This is a genomic window from Nocardia higoensis NBRC 100133 (assembly GCF_000308595.1).
Classification (GTDB): Bacteria; Actinomycetota; Actinomycetes; order Mycobacteriales; family Mycobacteriaceae; genus Nocardia; species Nocardia higoensis.
On the sequence record NZ_BAGA01000178.1, the window covers coordinates 1 to 22,784 of the forward strand.

Annotated in this window: 24 protein-coding genes; 8 read left to right on the top strand and 16 right to left on the bottom strand. The window is 68.5% G+C overall.

Annotated elements, in window-relative coordinates:
* From ON26_RS28655 to ON26_RS28665, 3 genes are all read right to left on the bottom strand, one after another.
* A partial coding sequence (locus ON26_RS28655) for a ferredoxin (RefSeq protein WP_040801005.1) occupies positions 1 to 182 on the bottom strand: 182 nt, incomplete at its 3' end.
* A complete protein-coding gene (locus ON26_RS28660; protein WP_245546108.1) occupies positions 179 to 1,399 on the bottom strand; it encodes a cytochrome P450 in 1,221 nt (406 codons plus the stop codon). The genes ON26_RS28660 and ON26_RS28655, both read right to left, overlap by 4 nt.
* A gap of 295 nt (positions 1,400 to 1,694) precedes the next feature.
* Positions 1,695 to 2,459, bottom strand: a complete 765-nt coding sequence (locus ON26_RS28665) for an IclR family transcriptional regulator (RefSeq protein ID WP_245546109.1) — start codon at positions 2,457 to 2,459, stop codon at positions 1,695 to 1,697.
* A 70-nt stretch (positions 2,460 to 2,529) separates the two neighbouring features.
* Here ON26_RS28665 and ON26_RS28670 point away from each other — a divergent pair, with 70 nt between their 5' ends.
* The 4 genes from ON26_RS28670 to ON26_RS28685 are packed head-to-tail and all read left to right on the top strand — an operon-like array spanning position 2,530 to position 6,440.
* Positions 2,530 to 3,687 carry a cupin domain-containing protein gene (locus tag ON26_RS28670; protein WP_040801011.1) on the top strand — a complete coding sequence of 386 codons (1,158 nt, stop codon included), beginning with the start codon at positions 2,530 to 2,532 and terminating at the stop codon, positions 3,685 to 3,687.
* Positions 3,684 to 4,514, top strand: a complete 831-nt coding sequence (locus tag ON26_RS28675) for a fumarylacetoacetate hydrolase family protein (RefSeq protein WP_040801012.1) — start codon at positions 3,684 to 3,686, stop codon at positions 4,512 to 4,514. The genes ON26_RS28670 and ON26_RS28675 overlap by 4 nt, the downstream gene beginning before the upstream one ends.
* Positions 4,514 to 5,143, top strand: a complete 630-nt coding sequence (locus ON26_RS28680; protein ID WP_040801013.1) for a maleylpyruvate isomerase N-terminal domain-containing protein — start codon at positions 4,514 to 4,516, stop codon at positions 5,141 to 5,143. The genes ON26_RS28675 and ON26_RS28680 overlap by 1 nt, the downstream gene beginning before the upstream one ends.
* Positions 5,144 to 5,156: 13 nt before the next feature.
* Positions 5,157 to 6,440 carry an FAD-dependent oxidoreductase gene (locus tag ON26_RS28685; RefSeq protein WP_040801014.1) on the top strand — a complete coding sequence of 428 codons (1,284 nt, stop codon included), beginning with the start codon at positions 5,157 to 5,159 and terminating at the stop codon, positions 6,438 to 6,440.
* A 115-nt stretch (positions 6,441 to 6,555) separates the two neighbouring features.
* Here ON26_RS28685 and ON26_RS28690 read toward each other — a convergent pair whose 3' ends face one another.
* From ON26_RS28690 to ON26_RS28710, 5 genes are all read right to left on the bottom strand, one after another.
* Entirely contained in the window at positions 6,556 to 7,206 is a 651-nt protein-coding gene (locus ON26_RS28690; RefSeq protein ID WP_040801040.1) for a nitroreductase family protein, read from the bottom strand.
* A 69-nt stretch (positions 7,207 to 7,275) separates the two neighbouring features.
* Complete coding sequence (locus ON26_RS28695) at positions 7,276 to 7,779, bottom strand: thioesterase family protein (protein ID WP_040801015.1); 504 nt, start codon at positions 7,777 to 7,779, stop codon at positions 7,276 to 7,278.
* A gap of 84 nt (positions 7,780 to 7,863) precedes the next feature.
* On the bottom strand, positions 7,864 to 9,033 hold the full coding sequence (locus ON26_RS28700) for a zinc-dependent alcohol dehydrogenase (RefSeq protein ID WP_040801018.1): 1,170 nt from the start codon (positions 9,031 to 9,033) through the stop codon (positions 7,864 to 7,866).
* Positions 9,034 to 9,047: 14 nt separating this feature from the next.
* The gene (locus ON26_RS28705; protein ID WP_040801020.1) at positions 9,048 to 9,548 is read right to left on the bottom strand and encodes an SRPBCC family protein; all 501 of its coding nucleotides are present in this window, start codon (positions 9,546 to 9,548) and stop codon (positions 9,048 to 9,050) included.
* A gap of 249 nt (positions 9,549 to 9,797) precedes the next feature.
* On the bottom strand, positions 9,798 to 10,826 hold the full coding sequence (locus tag ON26_RS28710) for an AraC family transcriptional regulator (protein ID WP_051027823.1): 1,029 nt from the start codon (positions 10,824 to 10,826) through the stop codon (positions 9,798 to 9,800).
* A gap of 129 nt (positions 10,827 to 10,955) precedes the next feature.
* Here ON26_RS28710 and ON26_RS28715 point away from each other — a divergent pair, with 129 nt between their 5' ends.
* A complete protein-coding gene (locus ON26_RS28715; protein ID WP_040801022.1) occupies positions 10,956 to 12,521 on the top strand; it encodes a long-chain-fatty-acid--CoA ligase in 1,566 nt (521 codons plus the stop codon).
* A 66-nt stretch (positions 12,522 to 12,587) separates the two neighbouring features.
* Here the strand turns inward: ON26_RS28715 and ON26_RS28720 are convergent, their stop codons facing one another.
* Positions 12,588 to 13,541, bottom strand: coding sequence for an aldo/keto reductase (locus ON26_RS28720; RefSeq protein ID WP_040801023.1), 954 nt, complete (start codon positions 13,539 to 13,541; stop codon positions 12,588 to 12,590).
* A gap of 167 nt (positions 13,542 to 13,708) precedes the next feature.
* Between ON26_RS28720 and ON26_RS32695 the strand changes: the two genes are divergently transcribed.
* Positions 13,709 to 13,876 carry a DUF4236 domain-containing protein gene (locus tag ON26_RS32695; RefSeq protein ID WP_083884430.1) on the top strand — a complete coding sequence of 56 codons (168 nt, stop codon included), beginning with the start codon at positions 13,709 to 13,711 and terminating at the stop codon, positions 13,874 to 13,876.
* Between the two features lie 12 nt (positions 13,877 to 13,888).
* Here the strand turns inward: ON26_RS32695 and ON26_RS28725 are convergent, their stop codons facing one another.
* Entirely contained in the window at positions 13,889 to 14,860 is a 972-nt protein-coding gene (locus ON26_RS28725; protein ID WP_083884431.1) for a GlxA family transcriptional regulator, read from the bottom strand.
* 73 nt (positions 14,861 to 14,933) lie between these two features.
* Here ON26_RS28725 and ON26_RS28730 point away from each other — a divergent pair, with 73 nt between their 5' ends.
* Positions 14,934 to 15,389: a tautomerase family protein gene (locus ON26_RS28730; protein WP_157172046.1), complete on the top strand. Its 456-nt coding sequence runs from the start codon at positions 14,934 to 14,936 to the stop codon at positions 15,387 to 15,389.
* Positions 15,390 to 15,448: 59 nt separating this feature from the next.
* Here ON26_RS28730 and ON26_RS28735 read toward each other — a convergent pair whose 3' ends face one another.
* A complete protein-coding gene (locus ON26_RS28735; RefSeq protein ID WP_051027824.1) occupies positions 15,449 to 17,074 on the bottom strand; it encodes a flavin-containing monooxygenase in 1,626 nt (541 codons plus the stop codon).
* A gap of 35 nt (positions 17,075 to 17,109) precedes the next feature.
* A complete protein-coding gene (locus ON26_RS28740) occupies positions 17,110 to 17,988 on the bottom strand; it encodes an alpha/beta hydrolase fold domain-containing protein (protein ID WP_157172047.1) in 879 nt (292 codons plus the stop codon).
* Between the two features lie 444 nt (positions 17,989 to 18,432).
* Here ON26_RS28740 and ON26_RS28745 point away from each other — a divergent pair, with 444 nt between their 5' ends.
* Complete coding sequence (locus tag ON26_RS28745) at positions 18,433 to 19,248, top strand: mycofactocin-coupled SDR family oxidoreductase (protein WP_040801026.1); 816 nt, start codon at positions 18,433 to 18,435, stop codon at positions 19,246 to 19,248.
* Between the two features lie 53 nt (positions 19,249 to 19,301).
* Here the strand turns inward: ON26_RS28745 and ON26_RS28750 are convergent, their stop codons facing one another.
* From ON26_RS28750 to ON26_RS28765, 4 genes are read right to left on the bottom strand one after another with little or no spacing between them, the layout of a single operon-like run.
* The gene (locus ON26_RS28750; RefSeq protein ID WP_373280969.1) at positions 19,302 to 20,357 is read right to left on the bottom strand and encodes an NAD(P)-dependent alcohol dehydrogenase; all 1,056 of its coding nucleotides are present in this window, start codon (positions 20,355 to 20,357) and stop codon (positions 19,302 to 19,304) included.
* Between the two features lie 57 nt (positions 20,358 to 20,414).
* Entirely contained in the window at positions 20,415 to 20,705 is a 291-nt protein-coding gene (locus ON26_RS28755; protein ID WP_040801028.1) for a hypothetical protein, read from the bottom strand.
* A gap of 57 nt (positions 20,706 to 20,762) precedes the next feature.
* On the bottom strand, positions 20,763 to 21,788 hold the full coding sequence (locus ON26_RS28760; RefSeq protein WP_040801030.1) for a phosphotransferase family protein: 1,026 nt from the start codon (positions 21,786 to 21,788) through the stop codon (positions 20,763 to 20,765).
* Positions 21,785 to 22,783, bottom strand: a complete 999-nt coding sequence (locus ON26_RS28765) for a DUF7064 domain-containing protein (protein WP_040801031.1) — start codon at positions 22,781 to 22,783, stop codon at positions 21,785 to 21,787. The genes ON26_RS28760 and ON26_RS28765 overlap by 4 nt, the downstream gene beginning before the upstream one ends.
* Position 22,784: the final 1 nt, after the last annotated feature.

Sequence of the window (22,784 nt, forward strand, 5' to 3'; positions counted from 1 at the left end):
AGGCGCAGTGCCGCGACCGGGCACATCCGGACCGCGGCGGTGGCGGTCGCGGCGTCGCTGTCGCCGACCTCTTCGCGGTCGATGATCAGTTCGCCGTCGTCGTCGAGGTGCATGAGGTCCGGCGCGGCTTCCTCACACAGACCGTGTCCTTCGCAGCGCGGTCGATCCAGGACGATTCTCATGCGGGCACAACCTCCAGAACGGGCAGCTTCTCGATGCTGCGGGTGATGTTGCTGGGAATGCGGACGTCGGGGCCGACGACCAGACGCTCGACCCGACGGGCGAGCGCGCCGATGATGGCGTGCGCTTCGAGACGGGCCAAGCCCTGTCCGGCGCACCCGTGCGGACCGTAGCCGAAGCCGAGGTGGTCGATCGGGTTGCGCTCGACCAGGAACTCGTCGGGGTTCCGGTAATGGCGCGGGTCCCGGTTGCCCGCCCAGAACAGGATCGCGACCTTGGCGCCGGCGGGAATCAGGACGCCGTCGACCTCCACGTCCTCGGTGGCGCGACGACCCCAGGCGTGGATCGGCGGCCAGTAGCGCAGGACCTCGTTGAACGCGGCGGGAACCAGCGCGGGATTCGCCCTGACCGCAGCGAGCTGATCGGGATGCGCGGCGAACAACGCGACGATATTGCCGATCGAAGCCATCGTCGTGTCCACTCCCGCACCGAGGTACTGGTGGATGATGTGGCCCGCGGCGCCGGCCGGGATAGCGCCACGCGCCTCGGCCTCGAAGATGCCGCGACCGACCGAACCCGGCGTCAGATCCTCCGCGCCGACCGTCGAGCACCACTCGTAGAGCTCACCGGCGATCGGGAAGTTCTCCGCGGTGCGCTGATTCATCGGCCCGATGACCTGCATCGCCGCCTGCCCCCAACGCAGCATGTTGTCGCGGGCGCGCCCGGTGAACCCGATCAGATCGGCCACAACCTCCAGCGGGAAGGCCCTGGCCAGCGCGTCGATGGCCTCGAACGAGCCCTTCTCCACCAACTGCCCGACGAGCGCGTCGGCCTTGGCGTCGATGCCGTCCTTCAGCCCGCGCAGCGCCCGCGGCGACAGGTTCGCCGTCAGCGTCGCCCGCAATTGCGTGTGCACAGGCGGGTCCGAGGCGAGGGAGGTCCCGGTCAGTGCCTCGTTCACCGCGGGGTTGAACCCGACCGCGCCGGCCGAGGAGAAACGCTCCCAGTCACCCAGGGCAGCCCGGATGACGTCGTAGCGCGTGAGCGCGTACACCTCGTTCTTCGGCAGATGAACGACGCTTCCGAGCTCACGAAGCGCGGCATAGGTCGGATACGGGTCCACCAGAATGCCGTCGTCGAACAGGTCGAGATCGGAAACAGGCGGGGCTGAATGGGTCATGTTCACCTCGGTGTCGCTATATCGGTGCGCCCCATTCAAGTGACTGCGTTCACATCAATCAAACAAATGTTCTGCATGCACCCCATGCACCGGATGAATACACTGCGCCTCTCACCTCCGAGCCTGCTCGTCGGTGGCTGATCTTGGCGGCTCACCCCGAGCTTCCGGGTTCGCCGAGCACTGCGCCCGACTGATTCGTGGCCTGTCGACGCCGGTGATCGGCTACTGTTTTCCGCCGGACAGTCCGCTCCACATCAGGCGCGTCAACCCGACGCCGCCGGGCAGGTGAGCCCCCACCCGGAGGACACCACCGCGGGCACCGCCGAGTGGACGATCAGTCCCCGCGGTCCGCTTCGATCGCGCCGGCCGACCGGTGCAGGGTGGCGACCAGCCCGGGCAATTCATGACGGTCGTAGCGGACGCTGGGCATGGAGATGGACAGACCGGCCAGAGCCTTGCCGTCGGCGCCGCGCACCGGAACCCCGATGGCGACCACGCCGCGCTCCGAAAGGCCGTTGTTGAGGGCGAATCCGGCGCGGCGCACCCGGCTGAGCTGAGCTCGCAGGGCCGGAATGTCCGGCCGTTCGCCGGGGCGTTCGGCGTAGCGCTGCTCGGAGTACAGCTCGTCCACTTCGGCCGGGTCCAGAGCCGCGAGCAGGATCAGGCCGGCGGTGACGCGGTGGGCGGGAAAGACCATCCCCTCGCGCGAGCCCACCCGCAGCGCCTGTCCGCATTCGACGCTGGCGATGAAGCGGGCGGTGTCGCCGGTGCGGATGGTCAGGTTCGCCGACTCCCCCACCAGGTCGACCAGCCGCTGCAGGTGCGGTAGGGCCACCGCCCGCAGCCGGGACGCCCGGGACTGCGAGTGTGTGGCGAGTTCGAGGACCGGGCCGGGGTGGTAGACGCGCTGGTCGTCCTGCACGGCGAAATCGCGGTAGACGAGCGTCTGGAGCAGCCGGTGCGCCGTCGACCGGGCGACGCCGAGCCGCTCGGCGACCTGGCTGACCGTCAGCCCGCCCTCGAGCTGCAGCATGACCGCGGCGCGCAGCGCGTGGTCGGCGCTGGTCACGACGTAGGCGGGCGGATTCTTCGGTTCCACGCGCACTCCCCTCGTTCTGCTCAGCAGAATTTCATGTTCTGCTGACCGGTCACGCGCCACTGTAGAGGATATGACCACGACTGACACCCCTGTCCGCTTGCGGGCGGTCGCGGCGCCCGGACAGCCGGACGTGACGCCCGCGCTCGAGGAGCTGTACCGCGGCTTCGAGCAGGAGCTGCTGGTCCCGCTGTGGACCGAGATCGGCGACCTGATGCCCGCGCATCCGCGTTCGCGCGCGGTGCCGCATCTGTGGCGCTGGGAGAACCTGCTGCGCCTGGCCGAGAAGGCGGGCGACATCGTGCCCGTCGGTCGTGGCGGCGAGCGTCGGGCCATCGCGCTGGCCAACCCCTCGCTGGGCGGCAGGCCGTTCGCCACCCCGACGCTGTGGGCGGCGATCCAGTACCTGATGCCCGGCGAAGACGCTCCCGAGCACCGCCACACCCAGCACGCCTTCCGATTCGTGGTCGAGGGCTCGGGTGTGTGGACCGTGGTCGGCGGCACCGGCGACAAGGCCGTCGGTGACGCCGTGCCGATGCGCCGCGGCGATTTCCTGCCGCAGGCGGGCTGGAACTGGCACGCCCACCACAACGCGACCTCCGAGCCGATGGCCTGGATCGACGGGCTGGACATCCCGTTCCAGTACGTCGTCGAGTCGCAGTTCTTCCAGTTCGGCCGCGAAGCGCTCAGCGACGCCGAACGGATCACGCCGGAACGCTCACGCTCCGAACGGCTCTGGGGCCATCCCGGCCTGCGCCCGCTGTCGGTCGGCGAGGTCGCGCCCGGTTCGCCGCTGCTGGCCTACAAGTGGGAGCACACCGACGCGGCGTTGAACGATCAGCTGCAACTGGAGAAGGAAGGCTACGGCGGCACCGTCGAGCCCGGCCATGCCGCCGTCCGCTTCTCCAACCCACACGACGGCACCGACGTGCTGCCGACCATCCGTGCCGAGTTCCACCGGGTCGCCCGCGGCGCGGAGACCGCCCCGGTCCGGGAGACCGGCTCGTCGGTCTTCCAGGTCTTCGACGGCTCCGGCACGGTGACCGTCGGCGACAAGACCTGGTCGGTCACCCGCGGTGACCTGTTCGTCGTCCCCTCGTGGGAACCCTTCTCCGCCAAGTCCGAAGCCGGCGACACCGACTCCGACTCCGGCGCACTCGACCTCTTCCGTTTCTCGGACGCGCCCGTCTTCGAGGCGCTCCGGCTCGACCGTCAGGAGACCATCCGATGAAGCTCGCCACCCTCCGCGTCGACGGCGGCACCCGCGCCGTCCGCCTCGACGGCGACGTGCTGGTCGACCTCGGCTACGACGATCTCGGCGCCCTGCTCGCCCAGGACGATTGGGCCACCATCGCCGCCGCGGCCACCGGGCAGACCTGGCCCGCCGAGGGCGCCGACCTCGCCCCGGTCGTGCCCGCGCCGTCCAAGGTCATCTGCGTCGGGCACAACTACACCAACCACATCAAGGAGATGGGCCGCGAGCTGCCCAGCTACCCGACCCTGTTCCCGAAGTTCGCCGACTCGCTGATCGGCCCGAACGACCCGATCGTCAAGCCCGCCGAGACCGAAGCCCTGGACTGGGAGGTCGAGCTGGTCGTGGTCGTCGGCAAGCAGGTCCGCCGCGCGAGCGAGGACGAAGCGGCCGCCGCCATCGCCGGTTTCACGGTCATGAACGATGTGTCGGTGCGCGACTGGCAGTTCCGCACCATCGAATGGACCCAGGGCAAGATCTGGGACTCCTCCACCCCGGTCGGCCCCTACCTGGTGACCCCCGACGAGGTCGGTGGCGTCCGGCCCGCGCTCCAGGTCGAGACCATCGTCGACGACCAGGTCATGCAGAAGGACGACACCGGCACGCTGCTGTTCGACCCCGTGCATCTGGTGCGGTACATCTCGACCGTCATCCGCTTGAACCCGGGTGACCTGATCGCCACCGGCACCCCCGCGGGCGTCGGCCACGCCCGCGACCCGAAGATCTACCTGACCGGCGGCGAGACCGTGGTCACCAGGATCGCCGGTCTCGGCGCGTGCACCAACCGGGTCGTCGGGGAATCGTGATGGCCCGCTCCCACACCGATGCTCTGCGGTGGGTCGAGCACGGCACGCGCCTGTTCACCGAACAGGTCGCCGGCCTCGACGAGCAGTCGATGTCCGCGCCGAGCATCCTGCCCGGCTGGACCCGCAAGCATCTCGTCGCGCACGTCGCCGCCAATGCCGACGCCCTCGGCAATCTGGTGCGCTGGGCACGGACCGGCGAGCGCACCCCCATGTACTCCTCGATGGATCAGCGCAACGCCGACATCGAGGCCGGCGCGCAGCGCCCGGCAACCGACCTGACGACCTGGCTGAACGACGCGGCGGCCACCCTCGCCGCCGCGATGGACGCGCTGACCACCGAACAGTGGCACGCCGAGGTCGTCACCGCACAGGGCCGGACCGTGCCGGCCACGGAGATCCCGTGGCTACGGGCACGCGAGGTCTGCGTTCATGCCGTCGATCTCGGCACGGGCGTGACCTTCGCCGACCTGCCCGACGAGTTCCTGTCCGCGCTCATCTCCGACATCCGGACCAAGCGTGGACAGGAACTCGGCGAGATCCCGGCCGGGCCGCTGCCCGAGATCGCCGCCTATCTCGCCGGACGACCCCACTCTCTCGCCGACGTCGCCGACCTCGGCCCCTGGCTCTAGAGGAGGCTGCCCCGTGCGCACCCCTGACAACACGAACGCCGACGTCGTCGTCGTCGGTGGCGGGATCGGCGGTCTGAGTGCCGCTTTCGCCCTCTCCCGGCTCGGGCTGAGGGTCCGGGTGCTCGAACGCGCCAAGGAATTCGGCGAGGTCGGCGCAGGCCTGCAGCTGGCCCCGAACTGCACCCGCATCCTCGACGACTACGGCCTGCTGGACGAGGCGAAGGCCCGCGGCGTCGTCCCCGACCGCATGGTCATGCGCGATGCGGTCGACGGTGACGAGCTGACGGCACTCGACCTGCGCGATCTCGAGCGCAAATACGGCTTCCCGTACATGGTCATCCACCGCAGCGACCTGCACGCGCTGTTCCTGGAGGCGTGCCGGGACGCGGGCGTCGAACTGCTCACCGAACAGCGCGTCGTCGCCTACGGCCAGGACGCCGGCAAGGCCACCGCCACCACCGAATCGGGCACGGTCCACGAGGCCGACATCGTGATCGCCGCCGACGGCCTGCACTCGGTGGCCCGCGAACTCTTCGTGAACGACGAGCCCGTCTCCTCGGCCTATGTCGCCTACCGCGGCACCGTGCCGATCGACCGGGTCGACCGCCCGATCGACCTGTCCGAAGTAGTCGTCTACGTCGGCCCCCGCTGCCATTTCGTCCACTACGGCCTGCGCGGGGGCGCTCTGCTCAACCAGGTCGCCGTCTTCCGGTCCCCCAAAGCCCTGGCAGGACAGCAGGATTGGGGGACCCCGGACGAGCTCGACGCGGCGTTCGCCCAGACCTGCGACTTCGTCCAGCAGGGCCTGCCGCACATGTGGCGCGACAAGTGGTGGCGCATGTTCGACCGCGACCCGATCGACACCTGGGTCCAGGGCCGCATCGCCCTGCTCGGCGACGCCGCCCACCCACCGCTGCAGTACATGGCCCAGGGCGCGATCATGGCCATCGAGGACGGCTGGGTGCTGGCCGAGCACGCGAAGCGGCTGCGCGGCGAGGACGGCGAGATCGACTGGGCGGGAGCACTTTCGGCCTACGAAGCGGTGCGGCCCGAGCACTGCCGCCGGGTTCTCACCACCGCCCGCGCCTGGGGCGAGCTGTGGCATCTGGACGGCCGCGAGCGCGAGCAGCGCAATGTGCTGCTGCGGGCCCGTGCGGTCGACGACTACTCGTTCACCGACTGGATCTACGGCCCGACCGCGCTGTTCCCCGAGGACGAGCCGCCCATGTTCGAACCGATCCCGCTGGCCTCGGCCGACGCGATCACCGGCGCCATGGCCGACACGATCGCCTCATAGCAGGCACTTCCAGCCCGCGGCGGCGGGTGCCCGGCGGCACGTCCCGCCGGGCACCCGCCGCGCCCTGGCTGCCTCTCGGCCGCGGAGGGTCCGCGCGGTGTCCGTGGCCGAGCGGCTACCAGCTGTCGATGTGCACGATGGGATCGAGGCTCTTCCTCGGCGCGGGCTTGAAGTCGGTGCCCTTGGTGTAGGCGACCGGCAGCATCGCGCCCTGCGTCACCTTGTCGTACGGGATGCCGAGCACTTCGGCGGCTTCCCGCTCATAGCTCAGATGCAGTGTGGTCCAGGCGGTTCCGAGTCCGCGCGATCGGGCGGCGAGGCAGAAGCTCCACACCGCGGGGAACAGCGAGCCCCAGTACGAGGCGCTGTGCGCGCTCGCGGCGCCGTCGACGCGGTTGCCCAGGCAGGGGATCAGCAGAACCGGCGCCTGCCCCATCCGCTCGGCGAGATACTCGGCCGAACTGGCGACCCGTCTCCCCACCGCATCCGCCTCGGCATCACCGGTGTTGCGCCTGCTGAGGTATTCCGGCGCCGCCGCGTATGCCTCGAAGCCCCTGCGATACAGCTCCCCCAGCTGCCGTCGCTTCTCGGCGTCGGTGACCACGACCCAGTGCCAGCCCTGGCTGTTGGACCCGCTCGGCGCCTGCACCGCCAGTTCCAGGCACTCGCGGACCACCTCCAACGGCACCGGCCGGTCGAAGTCGAGGCGTTTGCGCACGGTGCGGGTGGTCGACAGGAGTTCGTCGGTGGAGAGATCCACTTCGATCGGCATGTGGTGTCCTTTCGCCTTGTCGATCCCGAAGGTACCGAACCGCCGGTCCGGACGGCGGACGGCTCAGCGACGGATACCCATCACCCCGCAGGTCGGCGCCTCCCAGCTCAACTTCCCGGACGCGGCGATCAGCTCGTCCAGCCCGATCGCCAGATCCTCGGGAATCGGCGCCGACCGCCGGGAGTCGAGATCGACGTGCACCAAAAGGATTTCGAGCGTGTTCGACAGCCGCGCCCGCCCGCGATCGACCAGGTAGGTCATCATGTGCACGGCCTTCTCGCCCCGGTCGAGGACGCGCGCGTGCACCGACAACGAATCGCCCTCGCGCAGTTCGCTGTGATAGACGATATGGTGCTCGGTCGTGAACAGGCCGATCCGCCGCTCGCTGCGGTAGGCGTCGTCCAAGCCGAGCGCGCGCAGCAGGATGTCGGCGGCTCGGATGTTGTTCGACAGGTAGTGGACCACGTTCATGTGACCGTTCGCGTCGATCTCCCGATCGGTCACGTCCGCGGTCAGCACGGCCGGAAGCTCACGGATCTGTTCGACAGTCGGTACCTGGATCGCCATGGGCCCATCCTGAAGCATTCGCGCGACCGCCCGGCGATCAGGTCACCGCCGGGGCCGATTCTCCTGCCGGTGAGCGGCCTGGGTTCAGGGTCGGAACACCGCTCGGACGCAGCCCTGGCTCTTGTTCTTGAACAGGTCGTACCCGTGTACGCCCTGCTCGAGCGGCATGTCGTGGCTGATCAGGTAGGACGGGTCGAGGTCGCCCTGCTGGATGTAGTCGAACATGCGCGGCACATAGCGCTGGCCGTGTTGCTGCGCGCTCCTGATGGTGAGGCCCTTGTTGGTGACCACGCCCATCGGGAACTTGTCGGTGAGCCCGTAGACACCGAGCACCGAGACGACGCCGCCCTTGCGGCAGGCGAGGATGGCCTCGCGCAGCGGGGTGGCGCGGTCGGTCTCCAGGCGCAGTAGCTGTTTGGCGCGGTCGTAGATCTGCTGCAGGCCGGTGCCGTGACCCTCCATGCCGACCGCGTCGATACAGGCGTCCGGGCCGCGTCCGCCGGTCATCTCCCGCAGCGCCTCCTGCACGCTGTCGACGGCGGTGTAGTCGATGGTCTCGGCGTCGAAGTGGTTGCGCGCCAGAGCGAGTCGTTCGGGAATGCGGTCGATCACGATGACGCGCCCCGCACCGAGCAGCCGCGCCGAGTGGCCTGCCATCAGACCGACGCCACCGCTGCCCCACACCGCCACGGTGTCGCCGGGGGCGATGTCGCAGAAGTCGGCGCCCATCAGGCCGGTCGGGACCGCGTCGGAACAGAACAAGGCCTGTTCGTCGGTGACGCCTTCGGGAATCGGGAAGCAGTTGACATCGCCGAAGGGCACCCGGACGTACTGGGCGTGCGAGCCCTGGTAGCCGCCGAAAGGATGGGTGTAGCCGTAGATGCCGCCGGTCGGATAGCCGAACATCGGTTGCTGCAGTTCGGCATTGGGGTTGGTGGTATCGCACAGCGAGTACATGTCGTTGGTGCAGTAGAAGCAGGTGCCGCAGCCGATGAAGGACGGCACGGTGACCCGCTCCCCGACGCTACGCTGCCGGACCTCCGGCCCGGCGTGCACGATCTCCCCCATGAATTCGTGACCGAAGACGTCACCCTCCCGCATACCCGGCAGGTATCCGTCGATGAAGTGCAGGTCCGAGCCGCAGGTCGTCGTCAGCTTCACCTGCACGATGACGTCGTGGGGATTGAGCAGTTTGGGGTCGTCGACCGTCTCGACGGCCAGGTCGTCGACGCCGTTCCAGCACAGTGCGCGCATCGATATGCTCCTGTTCAGCGCGCGCCGGGACGCGCGCTCGGGTTGTGCTCGAGAGTGGGCAATTCGCCGGTCTGCAACAGCGCGCGCATCCGGTAGAGCAGTTTGAACGCCATGGCGCCGGTCATCAACCCCGGCAACGCGGATCGCACCCGCACGGTCACCTCGGTGCCGAGATCTTTCGGCGCCTGCGTGAATTCGACGCGCAGCTCGGCGTCGGAGCCTGCCAGGTCACCGGAGTAGCGCAGGCCGTCCGGTTCGGTGGTGCGGGTCGTCCGCCAGGTCGTCTGCGCGTCGTCGTGACCGAATGTCCAGTCGACGCGGTCGGCGTTCGACCGGACCTCGCCGGTATCGCCGAGCAGGCGCGAGAGCCGCACCGGATCGCGCCAGCACTCCTCCACCTGCTCACGCGGGGCCGCGATCGTCACCGACTGGACACTGGTCCGCTCGCCACCGGCGCCGACGACCTTGCCGACCAGATCGTTCACCTGATGCTTGACCTCGTCGATGGTGTGCACACCACACTCCTCTGTTCAGCTGCCGACCGTGCTGCTGTGGACTCCGCTGAGGTCGGCGCACAGGGTGCCCCGGCACCCCCGGTCCTGGAGGCGGCCGGAACACATCGCCTGCCTACCCGGCGACATCCCTGCCAAACGCCGCCGCCCTGGATCGGCCACCCCTCCCCGATGCCGTAGGCCACGTTTCGACGCATGTCGCCGCCGACACCCAGACCGCGCCGGCATCGGTCAGCGCGGAAGTCGACCGTCTCAGAGTGGTGGCGCGACGGGCCTGTCCGATCTCGTGTGCCGCAGCTCTCGACGCAACGCCAACGGCGCCCGACCGAACCAGCGGCGGCAGCTGCGCGTAAGGGTGCTCTGCTCCGAATAGCCGAGCTGCCGGGCGATATCCGACATGGACAGGTTCGATGTGGCCAGCAGTTCGGTCGCCAGCGTGCGCCGATGGTCGTCGAGCAGTTCCTCGAACGTCGTGCCCTGCTCGGCCAGCCGCCGTTGCAGCACCCGGGGATGGATCGTCAGCGCCGCCGCGACGCTGTCGAGATCGGCGTGCCCCAGTGGTATGAGCTTGCCCAGCAATTCGTGCACGTGTTCGTCCACACCCAGGTGACGATGCTGGCCGCCCAGGTATCGGGTGGCCAGCGCGTAGGCCATATCGTCGCCTCCGCCGACGCGCCGGTTCAGCAGGACGGTCGGGAAGACCAGCGAGTTGACCGGAGCGCCGAAATGGACGGCACAGCGGAAGTAGTCGACATAGACATCCTCCGCAGAGATCCTCGGATGCCGGAAGGTGATGCGGTGGGGGTGGAAATCGTGGCCTACCAGCAGCTGGAACATGCCCAGGATGACGCCGAGCGCCAGTTCCACCATCTGCTCGCGATACGGGAGCCGGCGCAGCGTGTGGGCGAAGGTAAACGACGATTCCCGCCCGTGTGTGTGCAGTTCGGCGGCTATGGCCGGACTGTAGGTGTGCAGGAACTTGGTCACGCCGAGCAGAGCCGATTCGACTGTCTCGGAGTTGCGGACCAGCACGGCTATGGGACCGAGCATCTCCAGATCCTGCAGTCGCGACAGTCGTAACCCGAAGTCGGACACAGCAAGCGTTTCGCTCGCCCGGCCGACGACCGCGGTCAGGGCCGTGTAGCTGATGAACCGGTTGTAGTCGCCCACCACCTGCGGCTCGATCCCCGCTTCGGCGAGCACGCGTGCGGGATCGCCGCCGTGAGCCGAGATCAGCTCCGGCACGTGAATCAGGGACGAGGCCCGGACAAGGTCGACCATAGTCGTGAAGTGTCAAAAAAACGTCGCGGAATGTCAAGAAACGGCGAAGCGGATGTGTGAAATTGGTCGTGCAGCCGACCGGCCGCGCGCTGCCCAGGACAAAGCCACCCCGCCAGACAGGACCGAGATATGAACGAAAACATTTCCGCCGCGTTGAATCGGGCGGTGGCGCTGTTCGGCGACCGGGACGCGATGGTCGATGGAGACATCCGCTGGACCTACCGCGATCTCGATCGCTATGTGGGAGCCTTCGACGCGGCACTCGACGACTTCGGCCTCGACCAGGGTGACGTCGTCGGCGTGCTCGCCAAGAACAGCCGGGCGCACCTGGTCGCCTGGCTGGGCGTCCCGCGCAGCGGCCGCGTGCTCAACGAAATCAACACCCGGCTCTCGCCGGCCGAAGTCGAATTCATCCTCGACGACTCCGCCGCCCGCGTCCTGATCATCGACGAAGACTTCCTCGACATGGGTCGTTCACTGCGCGACACCGTTCCCACGCTCGGCACACTCGTCTACGCTGGAACCGGCGAATGCCCGGCGGACTGCACCTCTTTCGAGGAGATCGTCTCCTCGGGTCGCGCGGCGCCGCAGGCGCGGGTCGCGGGCGAGGCGGTGGCCGGGATCTTCTACACGGGCGGAACCACCGGTCGGGCCAAGGGCGTGTTGCTCACCCACGACAACCTGGTCGCCAACGCCAAACATGCGCTGCTGTGCCTCGGCTATACCGAGCACGACTCCTACCTGCACTCCGGGCCGATGTTCCACCTCGCCGACGGCGCCTCGACCATCGCGTTGACCTGGGTCGGCGGCAAGCACGTCATCCTGCCGGGGTTCGAGCGCCGCAGCTGGCTCGAGGCCGTGGCGAAGGAACGGATCACCCGGGCGATGCTCGTGCCCACCATGATCACCATGCTGCTGGCCGAGCCCATCCCGGCCGACCTGGACATCTCCTCGCTGCGATCGGTGCTCTACGGAGCCTCGCCCACGCCGCAGGCGGTCCTGCGGGATGCCATGGAAGCACTCGGCTGCGACTGGTGCCAGGTGTACGGGATGACCGAGGCAGCGCCGATCGTCACGTTCCTGAGCCACGAGGATCACCGCCTCGGCGTGTCCGGCGACGATCCGGAAGCATCGGCACGGCTACGATCGGCCGGTCGGCCGGTCGTCGGCGTCGAGGTCGAGATCCGTTCGGAGACAGGTGAACTCGTCGACACCGGCATGGTCGGTGAGATCGTCGTGCGCGGCTCCAACATCATGAAGGGTTATCTCAATCGTCCTGAGGAAACCGAACAGGTGCTCATCGACGGCTGGTACCGCACCGGCGACATGGGCTACCTGGATCAGGGTGGCTACCTCTACGTGGTCGACCGCCTCAAGGACATGATCATCTCCGGCGGCGAGAACGTGTACAGCACCGAAGTCGAGAACGCCCTGTACCGGCATCCGGACGTGCTCGAGGTGGCGGTCTTCGGCGCGCCGGACTCACAGTGGGGCGAAGCGGTTCATGCCGCGGTCGTCCTGCGCGGCTCCTCGACCACCACGGCGGAGGCGCTGCGCACCCACACCCGAGAGCTGATCGCCGGGTTCAAGGTGCCGCGGGTGGTGCACCTGCTCGACGGGGCACTGCCCAAGTCGGGTGCGGGCAAGATCCTCAAGCGAAACCTGCGCGAGCAGTTCGCACCCGTGGACCTGTAGGCGGGCACCGGCCGAGGGCAAGCGAACGGCAGTCGCGGGGCGGATGAGCGGCCCCGCGACTGATCGTCACAACCAGGGCGACGGCGTGCCCCGGCTGCCCTGCCCGCCGGTGGGAGCGATCTCGGCGATCCGCACCAGGTCGTCGTGGGTGAGCGCGAGTTCGGCGGCGGCGATGTTCTGGGCGACGCGATCGGGATTGCGCGAGCCGGGAATGGGCACGATGTAATTCTTCTGCGCCAGCACCCAGGCCAGCGCGAGCTGCGACACCGTGGCGCCCTTGGATTCGGCGAATTCGGTGAGCTGCTCGACGATCCTGTGGTTGACCTCGTAGTTGCCCGGCTTCCACCAGGGCAGCTGCTTGCGGAAGTCGTTCTCCTCGTAGGCGTCGGCAGGCTGCACGGCGCCGGTGAGGAAGCCGCGCGCCAGCGGCGAGTAGGCGACGAATCCGATGCCGAGCTCCTCGAGCAGCGGGAACAGCGGCTCGACGTCGAGTGCGAAGATCGAGTACTCGGTCTGCAGCACCGAAATCGGATGTGTCTCATGGGCTCTGCGAATATCTTGCGGCCCCGCCTCGGACAGCCCGAGATACTTCACCTTGCCCGCCGCGACGAATTCGGCCATGGTGCCCACGACGTCTTCGATCGGGACCTTCGGGTCGACGCGATGCTGATACAGCAGGTCGATCGAGTCGACGCCGAGATTGCGCAGGCTGTTCTCGACCACCTCACGGATGTGTTCCGGGCGGGAATCGGTGCCGAAGTCACGGGTGAAGCCGAACTTGGTCGCGATCACCACCTCGTCGCGCACCGGCGCCAGCGCCCGGCCGAGCAGCCGCTCGCCCTCGCCCCATCCGTACAGCTCGGCGGTGTCGAAGAAATTCACGCCGAGTTCGTGGGCGCGGCGGATCGCGGTCACCGACTGCTCGTCGTCACCGGCCCCGTAGGCCATGACGGTGCCCATCGACCCGTAGCCCATCGCCGAAACCGCCAGCCCCTGCGTGCCGAGCGTCCTGACCTGCACGATCGTTGCCTCCTCGCGTCGAATCGAACTGTCGGTCCGACGATACGCGGCGTGCCGCCGAACCGGTCGGACCGAGGACACGTCGTGGCGCTCATTACTTCTGGGCCACGCGGGGATTCGGGCGGCCCGAATCGGTTACCCTGTGGACAGATTCAGGGAGGCCGCACATGCCCATCAGATTCCGTCAGCGCAAGTCCTTCGGGCCGCTGAAATTGAATTTCACCCAGCAGGGTCTGTCCTCGTGGAGTATCAAGATCGGCCCGTGGTCGTGGAACTCCCGCAGCAAGAAGAACAGCGTCGACCTGCCGGGGCCGCTGAGTTGGCGCCAGCGCTGAGCGTCACCTCTGTCACCTCTCGGCGGCAGCACGGAACCGCCCCGGCGGTTGACCGGTGGTCCGCCGCAGCAGCCGATTCAGTGTGGAGGCGTCGGCCAGGCCGATCGCGTGCGCGACCTCGGTGACACTGCGGTGCGGATCGCGGAGCAGATCCAGGGCACTCTCCACTTTGACGCGCTGGACGAACCGGATCGGCGACAGACCCGTGGCGGCGTGGACTCGCCGCGTCAACGTACGCGGCGACATGCGCGCGGCCGCGGCGAGGTCGTCCAGACGGATCGGCTTGTCGAGATGGTCGAGCACGTAGCGCTCGACGGCGACCAGGTCCGGGTCCAGATCCCGACAGACCGTGCTGCGCCGGAAAGGTGTCTGCGAAATACGCGGCGCCACAGCGATTCTGGACGACACCGCGTGCGCGGTCGCCGCACCGAACTCGTCCTCGACGATCGCCAGCAGCAGGTCGACATGACCCAGCGCCGCGCCCGCGGTGCGCAGCGGGCCGTCACGGACGACCATGCGATCGGCGTCGACGCGGCAACGCGGATAGCGGGCCGCGAACAGCCCCGCGAGCCACCAGGTCGTGGTCACGGTCCGGTCGTCCACTACGCCTGCCTCCGCCGCCAGGAAGGTGCCGGTGCAGGAAGCGGCCACGTTGACCCCCTCGCCCGCCCGCAGACCGACCCATTCGGCCGCCCGGACGAGTTCGCGCTCGTTCAGCCTGCGCTCGATCTCTGTCGCACCCGACTCACCGATTCCCGGGATCACCACCCAGGGCCGTGCGGGTCCGGTGTCGGACAGTGGCACCGCGGGAATCGACATCCCACCACGCAGGGCTACCGTGCCGGCCTCTCCGCCGACGACGCGGACATCGACGGATGCGCCGCCGCCCGTGTGGCTGCGGACGATCGCCTCGGCCAGGTCGACGGTGGCTGCCACGCCCACCGGCCCCGAGCCCGGCACCACCAGCAGGTCGATCGCGAGCATGTGGCGAGACTAGACAATTCTTTGTCCATCTCGCCACTTCTTCCGTCACTGCGGCCTTCCTAGCGTGATGGGCATGCCATTTCTGCACATCCGCACCTCCGCGGGAGCGTTCTCCGGTGCCGCCATCGATACCCTCGTCGCCCGGCTCACCGAGGCGAGCTGGCGCGCGGAATCCATACCGGACGATCCGCGGGCCCGCCTGTACGCCGTGGCCTTCCACGACGAGATCCCGGCCGGCCGCACCTACTGCGGCGGTTTCGAAGCCGACGGGCTGGTCGCGCTGGTGCTCGTCGACTTCACCGTCGGCGAGGGCGTCCTCGACCCGGTCCGCCGCGCCCGCTTCGCCGACGACCTCGAACGCGCCGCCCGCGACACGGCGACCGATCTGAACGGCAGACGCCTGGTCACCTCGGTCACCTTCGACGAAGTGCCCGACGGGCGCTGGGGTCGCGGCGGCCGGATCATCCGGCTACCGGAGATGGCGGCCGGCGCCGGATTCGAGCACCTGCGGGAGATAGCCGAGCACTGAAATGCGCCGGACGCGCACCGCCACAGGGACCGACGCCACTGTGGCGGGCTCGCCGTGCGCTAGGCGAATGCGAAGCCGCGATAATCGTCGGCCTCGACCTCGTCGCACTTGTTCGAATACGTGATGATGCCGCCCGCGTAGTGCCGGTAGGCGATCTTCTTGCCGGGAGTGTTGGTGCCGAAGGCCCAGTCCTTCTCGGCCGCCACCACGGTGCCCTGGATTCCCTCCAGCACGTGCGCGGTCCAGGCCGCCTCGGCCTCGGCCGTGGCTTCGGCGCGGGTGTACCCGTTGGCGGCCATATGCTTTACCACCCCGGTCAGGAAATCGACCTGACGCTCGATGGCACGGGGAACGTTGCCGCCGGTGCTGTGCGGCCCCGCGATGAAGAACAGATTCGGGAAACCCGGGCTCGACGCGCCGAGGAAGGTGTGCGGCCCCGCGTCCCAGAAGTCCTTCAGCGTCTCGCCGGCCTGATTGCGGATGTCGATGGCGTCGAACGCGCCGGTGATGGCGTCGAATCCGGTGGCGTAGACGATGACATCGAACTCGTGGTGCCCCGCGGTGGTCTGGATTCCGGTCTCGGTGATCCGCTCGATCGGCGTCTCTCGCAGGTCGACCAGGGAGACATTGCTCTGGTTGAACGCCTCGAAGTATCCGTTCTCGAACGGTGGCCGCTTCGCTCCGTAGCCGTGGTCCTTGGGGATCAGGCGGTCGGCGGTCGCCGGGTCGCTCACTCGTTCCCGGATCTTGCCCGCCAGGAATTCGGAGTACTCGGCGTTGATCTCCGGCGAGAACAGCACCTCCTGGTAGTTGCCGAGCAGTTTGGCGAATCCCGGTCGGCGGTAGAGCTCTTCGTAGAAGGCGAGCCGTTCCTCCGGGGTCCGGTCGTGGGCGGAAACTTCTTCGAACTGATGGACGAAGCCGGCGAAGGATTGCATGCACGAGCGGTGGATCTCGGGGTAGCGGCTTCGGATATCCGCGAGCTCTTCGGCGCTGATCGGGCTGTTGTTCAGTGGCGTGCACCAGTTCGCGGTGCGCTGGAAGACGGTCAGCTCTCCTACCTCACCGGCGATGGCGCCGACGATCTGCACGCCGCTGGACCCGCAGCCGACGACCGCGACGCGCTTGCCCGCCAGATCGATGCCCTCGGCGGGCCACAGCGCGGTGTGCGCGGAAACGCCGCGGAAGTCCTCACGACCGGGCGCGGGGGGGAACTGCGGCTGTGAGAGCATGCCGATCGCGGTGATCACCGCCCTGGCGCGGATCCGCTCACCGGTGGAGGTCCGCAGGCGCCACTCGCGGGCCGCTTCGTCGAACTCGGCCGACAGCACCCGCGTGCCGAAGGTGATGTGGCGACGCAGGTCGAACTTCTCGACCACCCGCTGCAGGTAGCGCTCGATCTCGGGCTGGCCCGCGAAATGCTCCGACCAATCCCACTCGTCGAGCAGTTCCTGCGAGAAGAAGTAGGCGTAGGTGTAGCTCTCGGAGTCGAAACGCGCGCCCGGGTACCGATTCCAGTACCAGGTGCCGCCGATATCGTCACCGGCTTCGACCACCCGGACCGACAGTCCGGTCGGCAGCAGCGAATACAGCTGGTAGAGCCCGGCGATGCCGGCCCCGATCACCAGCACATCGAGCACCTCGGCGCCGTCGGCCGCGTTCTCCTGCGACGTCTTCGTCGTCATTCTCGGTTTCCCTCTCGTGTTTCGTCGCGGCCGGTTCAGCGGAGCCCGCGGATGAAGGCGCCCGCCGTCTCGATGGATGCGCCGGCTTCGGGTAGCAGGCCGAGCAGGATCTGATGGACGTGCGGCATGCCCTCCTGCACAGCCACTTCGGCGCTGCCGCCGGCGTCGAGGACGCGCTGCGCGAAGCGCGTGGTGTCGTCGTGGAGCACCTCCTCGGTGCCGACCTGCAGGTGGACCGGAGGCAGACCGGCCAGGTCGCCGAAGACAGGGCTCACGAACGGATCACGACGATTTCCCTCGCCCAGGTAGGCCCCGGCGTTGACTTCCAGCTGCACCCGGTCGACGAAAGGATCGATGTGCGCCCGCTCTTCCAAGGACGCGCTGCTCAGCGAGAGATCTGTCCACGCCGAGAATGTCACCGCGCCCGCCGGAAGCGGATCGCCCGCGGCCTTCGCCGCCAGCAGTGTCGCCAGCGCGAGTCCACCGCCTGCCGAGTCTCCCGCGACGACCACCTTCGTGCCCGGTCCGGCGTTCGAAACCAGTTCCGCGAGGGCTCCTCGTGCGTCGTCCAGCGCCGCCGGATACGGATTCTCCGGCGCCAGCCGGTAATCGGCGACGAACACCCGGGCGACCGCCGCGACCGCCAGATGGGCCGCCAGGGGTCCGTGGCTGACGCTGGATCCGAAGAGGTAGCCGCCGCCGTGTAGGAAGAGCACGGTCACGTCGGCATCTGCCACCTCGAACCAGCGGCCGGGGACACCGGCGACCTTGTCCTCGGTCACGGTCACCTGTGACGGCAGTCCGGCGCGGGACATGCTGCGGTCGTAGCCGGATCGCACTTCGTCGATCGTCGCACCCGGGCTCGCGAACCCATAGGCGTCGGTTATTGCTTCGGTGATGCGCGTAGTCGCCATCGCCGCCTCCACATTCTGTCGATGGTCGAGTCGAGTGATCAGTGGTGGTTGACGGCCTGCGTCCATGATTGGCGTCCGCCGAATGGGATCGCAGGGCAGGCCGTGACTCGAATCACGTACACGGTAACTCACCAGTCGCCGATTGACTAGAAGCAAGATTAACTCCGAAGAATCTACATTTCCCGCGGACGACGGCCGAATGCGATAAAGTGCGGTTGTTCCGCCAGCGGAACCATCGATATGCCCAGGTGAGACCATCGACAGGCGGTCCGCTCCGGCGAACTCACCGAGCCCTCCGTCGGCCGGCCCAGCCCCGAAGATTCGATTCCGCCGAGTGATATCGGCATTCACCGATCGATACCGGGGACGACCGGTTCACCCTCCACGTCGAGTACGGCGACCCCGACGGAGATCTCGGACCACCGATCCGAGGAGTACAAGCACATGGCAGGACGTCTCGAGGGCAAGGTCGCCCTGATCACCGGCGCGGCTCGCGGTCAAGGCCGCGCCCATGCCGTCGCCCTGGCGCGCGAAGGCGCCGACATCATCGCGATCGACATCGCCGCGCCGATCCGGAATGTCCCCTACGCGGCGGCCACGCCCGAGGATCTGGCGATCACGACGAAGGAGGTCGAGTCCACAGGGAGGCGGATCGTCGCCGTCACCGCCGACATCCGCGATCTGCAGCCGTTGCGCACGGCCGTCGACGCGGCCGTCGGCGAACTCGGGCGGCTGGACGTCGTCGTGGCCAATGCCGGCGTCTGCATTCCCAACGCCTGGCACGACGTCACCGAAGAGATCTTCCGCGACACCCTCGACATCAACGTGACCGGCACCTGGAACACCGTCATGGTCACCGCACCGCACCTGATCACCGTGGGCGGCGGGTCGATCATCCTGACGAGTTCGGCGGCGGGGTTGAAGGCGGTCCCGTTCATGGTCAACTACACCGCGAGCAAGTTCGCGGTGACCGGCATGGGCAAGGCCTTCGCCGCGGAGCTGGCCCAGCACAACATCCGGGTCAACACCATTCACCCCGGCGGCGTGGACACCGCCATGGGCACCGGCCGTCCGATCGAGATCATCGGACAGGCGATGCAGGGCAACCCGCAGCTGGGCGGCATGCTCAGTCCGCTGCTGCCGCAAGGCGTGGCACAGCCGGAGGACATCGCCAAGACGGTCGTCTATCTCGCCTCGGCGGATTCCTCGTTCGTGACCGGCCACGCCCTGGCGATCGACGCCGGGAACTCGCAGTACTGAGCACCGAACGACGGGTGGGGCGCTGCGATCGCAGCGCCCCACCCGGATCGTTCTCACGGGACCAGTACCGCTCGGCCTTCGATGGCGCCCGCGTCGAGTTCGGCGAACGCGGTGGCCGCCTCGGTGAGCGGAAAAGTCCTCACCGCCACCGAGATACGTCCCCGCTGGGCGAGCGCGAGGCAGTGCATCAGGTCCGAGCGGGTGCCGCCGTAGGAGGTGCGCAGCGATGCGCCCCACGGCCAGCCCTGTCCGTCGCGTGGCTCGGCGGCGATATCGGGCCTGCCGCCCCCGAGACCGCTGATCTGGTAGATCCCGTCGGGAGCGATCGCGCGCACCGCGGTCTCCGTGGTCGCGGCATTGCCGACGAAATCGAAGACGGCGTCGGCGCCGCGGCCGCCGGTCAGATCCAGGACCGCGGCCGCCGTTTCCGGACCCGCCTGCACCGTGTGGTCCGCGCCGTGTGCCCGGGCGCCGGCGAGTTTGCCGGGCGACACGTCGACCGCGATCACCTCGGCGCCGGTCAGCTCCCGCAGGATCTGCACGGCGAGATGCCCCAGGCCGCCCACGCCGATCACCAGCGCCGTCGAGCCCGGAGTCAGCACGTGCGCACTGTTGCGGATGGCGTGGTAGGAGGTCATTCCCGCGTCGGCGAGCGGCGCTGCCGTCACCGCGTCGAGCGCACCCATCGGCACCAGATACCGCGCCGGCACCCGCATGTACTCGGCCATCCCACCGTCGGGCCCGAGGCCCGGCGTGGGCGGCTGGGCTCGCCTGCCGGTGGATTCGCAGACATTGTCCCGGCCCGCTGCGCAGGCCCTGCACCCGCCGCACGACCAGCACAGATGTACCACTGCGGGATCGCCGGCCGACCAGCCCCGAACGTCGGGGCCGAGTTCGGCGATGTGCCCGGCCACTTCGTGACCGAGGGTGAGCGGGCGGTGGAACATCCGGTGCGGCGACTGTGCTATGTGCAGATCGGAGTGGCAGATCCCCGCGGCGCCGACGCGCAGCAGGACTTCACCCGCGCGCGGCACCGGGATCTCGGTCTCGACGACCTCCACCCGTTGCGGGGCGAGCAGGCGCACCGCTCGCATCGTTGTCCCGGTCATTGTTCAGTGTCCTTCGTCCGTGGTTCGTCGACCGGCGCCGCGCTGCGGCCGCGGTCCTCAGGTGCCCGAGACCGCCTTGCGGTAGTGCAGTGAGCGTTGCCGGGCGACCTGGGCACTCACCTCGTCGTACATCCGCGCCGCCGTCACACCGAGCGGTTCCCCGGCGGGTCGTCCGGCACCGCCCGGGACGCCGGTAGGTTGCCCCAGTTCCTCGGCGACATTGGACAGAATGCCCAGCGCCGCCCAGAGCTGACTACGGGCGTACTTGTCGGTGACCTGGGGTAACACCTCGTCCTCGACGGTGCGGACGATCGCCCGGATCGCGGTCGGATGATCTACGTAGTCCATGTGTCGCTCCTCGCGCTGTGTTGGGGCAGATCTCGACGTTCACACTCGGCTCGTGGTTCACGCATAGACGGCCTCGTAGCGGCGGACCTTCTCCAGCGAGCGGAGCGAGAGCCGCCGGTTGAGATAGCAGGACAGCAAGGGACGCAGGTCGCTGTACACGCCGTCGCGGATGAGCGCGACCGCCTTGGCCTCCATGCTGAGCTTCGACCAACCGGCGGCGATCTCCCACCAGGCCAGCCGCGCGGGATCCACGGTGCGACCGGTGAGTTCGCCGTAGCGTTCCAGAAACCACGCGCGCGGGGCCAGCCCCATGACCGGATCGTCCGGCCCGTCCGCGCCCTGCAGCGTCCAGGCGAGGTCGAAATAGGGGTCGCCCGATCCCGCCTCCTCCCAGTCCAGTACCGCGACCACCCGGTTGCCGGCGCCGAGCATGACGTTCGCGAGGCGGTAGTCACCGTGCACGACAGCGCCGGACTCCGTGTCCGCGGGCGCCCGTTCGAGCAACCAGTCGGTGAGGAACCGGTGGTAGCCGGGCAGATCCAGTGCCGCCGACCGCAGGGCGGCGTTCCAGCGCCCCAGCACTCCGTCCGGCGTCTTCTCCGGCGCCCAGGCCAACACGCTTGCCGGCTTCGATTCGTGATGCACGCGATGCACCGCCGCCAGTTGCTCGACGTAGGCCCGCGCCAACTCCATTCGATCGGTGGCGCCGTAGCCGTGTGCGCCGTCCTGGACCACATGGCCTCGGACCAGTTCCGTGACGACGAAGGGCCGGCCGATCATGTCGGCGCCGGGCTCGACGTGCACCACCGCGGGCACGGCGATACCGCGCTCGCCGAGCCAGGTCAGCAGCGCCGCCTCCCCCACCGGGTCGTAGGGTTCGAGCGGGCCGGCGGCGGGTGGGATCCGGACGATGACCGACGTTCCGGCATCGGTGTCGTAACGGAAGGTCGTCTGCGACAGCCCGCCGCTGAGCAGCGAACGTCTCAGTCCGCTCTCGGATACCGACAGGATCGTCGCGAGCCCGGCGTCGAGCGCGCGCAGGTCGATTCCGGCGTGATGTTCGACAGTGGCCGTGCTACTCATCGTGCTCCCGCCTCGCCGCGCGCCCGCCTGCGGACCCCTTGCAGGCGCATGATGTCGTCGTGCCACTGGATCTCCCCGTATCCGGTGCGCCCGTCCCAGGTCGCGTCCAGCAGATCCATCACCAACAGAATGTTCTGACCGCCGTCGATCACCGCGGACGCGCGTTGCGTTCCGCGGATCTCGTAGTCGCGCCCCGCGGTGTCCTCCACGGTGTAGCGCACCTCGGTGGTGCGGAACCCGTCGCGGCGGTAGTCCACCTCCGCGCGGGCCACCGTGCGGACCTCCCCTCCGGCGAGGATGTAGGCATTGCTGACGTACGGCCCCGACTCGCCTTCCCCGGTGTGCGTGAGCAGGGTGAGTTCGGATCCGAAGTGGAAGAGGTCGAATGTGCCTATGCCGTGGCGGAATTCGGCGCGGGGGCTCCAGGAGTGGTCGCGATTGGCCACACAGTCCACCTCGTGCCGATCACCGTCCAAGGACACCGCGCCGACGACCCGCATCGTCTGATCGATGTGACCGTAGGGTTCCTCGCCGGACCGGTTCTCCGGCAGCCCATCCCCGGCCCGGCCGTGGAACGCCGTGAACCCGCGTCCGGCTCCCCGCACCGCGGTCACGGCCAGATCGGCGGGATCCATGAGTGCGGTGAATTCCAGTTCGGCGGTCATCCGGCCGCACTTGGACCGGTAGGTGAGCGTGTACCGGTTCGGCACCTTGCGGCCTCGCACCATCACCCCGGACAACAGCGAGAAGTCCGACAACCGCGACGCGCCGATCGGCGAGTGATACTGCATGTCGGCCATGTCCATGTCGAGCACGGATTCGCACATGCCGGAGTAGGCGTACACCTTCGAGACCGCCACGCCGAGATTCGTCCGGAATCCCATCCAGAAATGCAGGCGGATACCGCTGGTCGTGATCGCCGAGAACCATTGCGTCTCGAGCCAGCGCGGCTCACGGTAGGTGGGCCGGGCGAAATCGGCATAACTGCGCGGCACA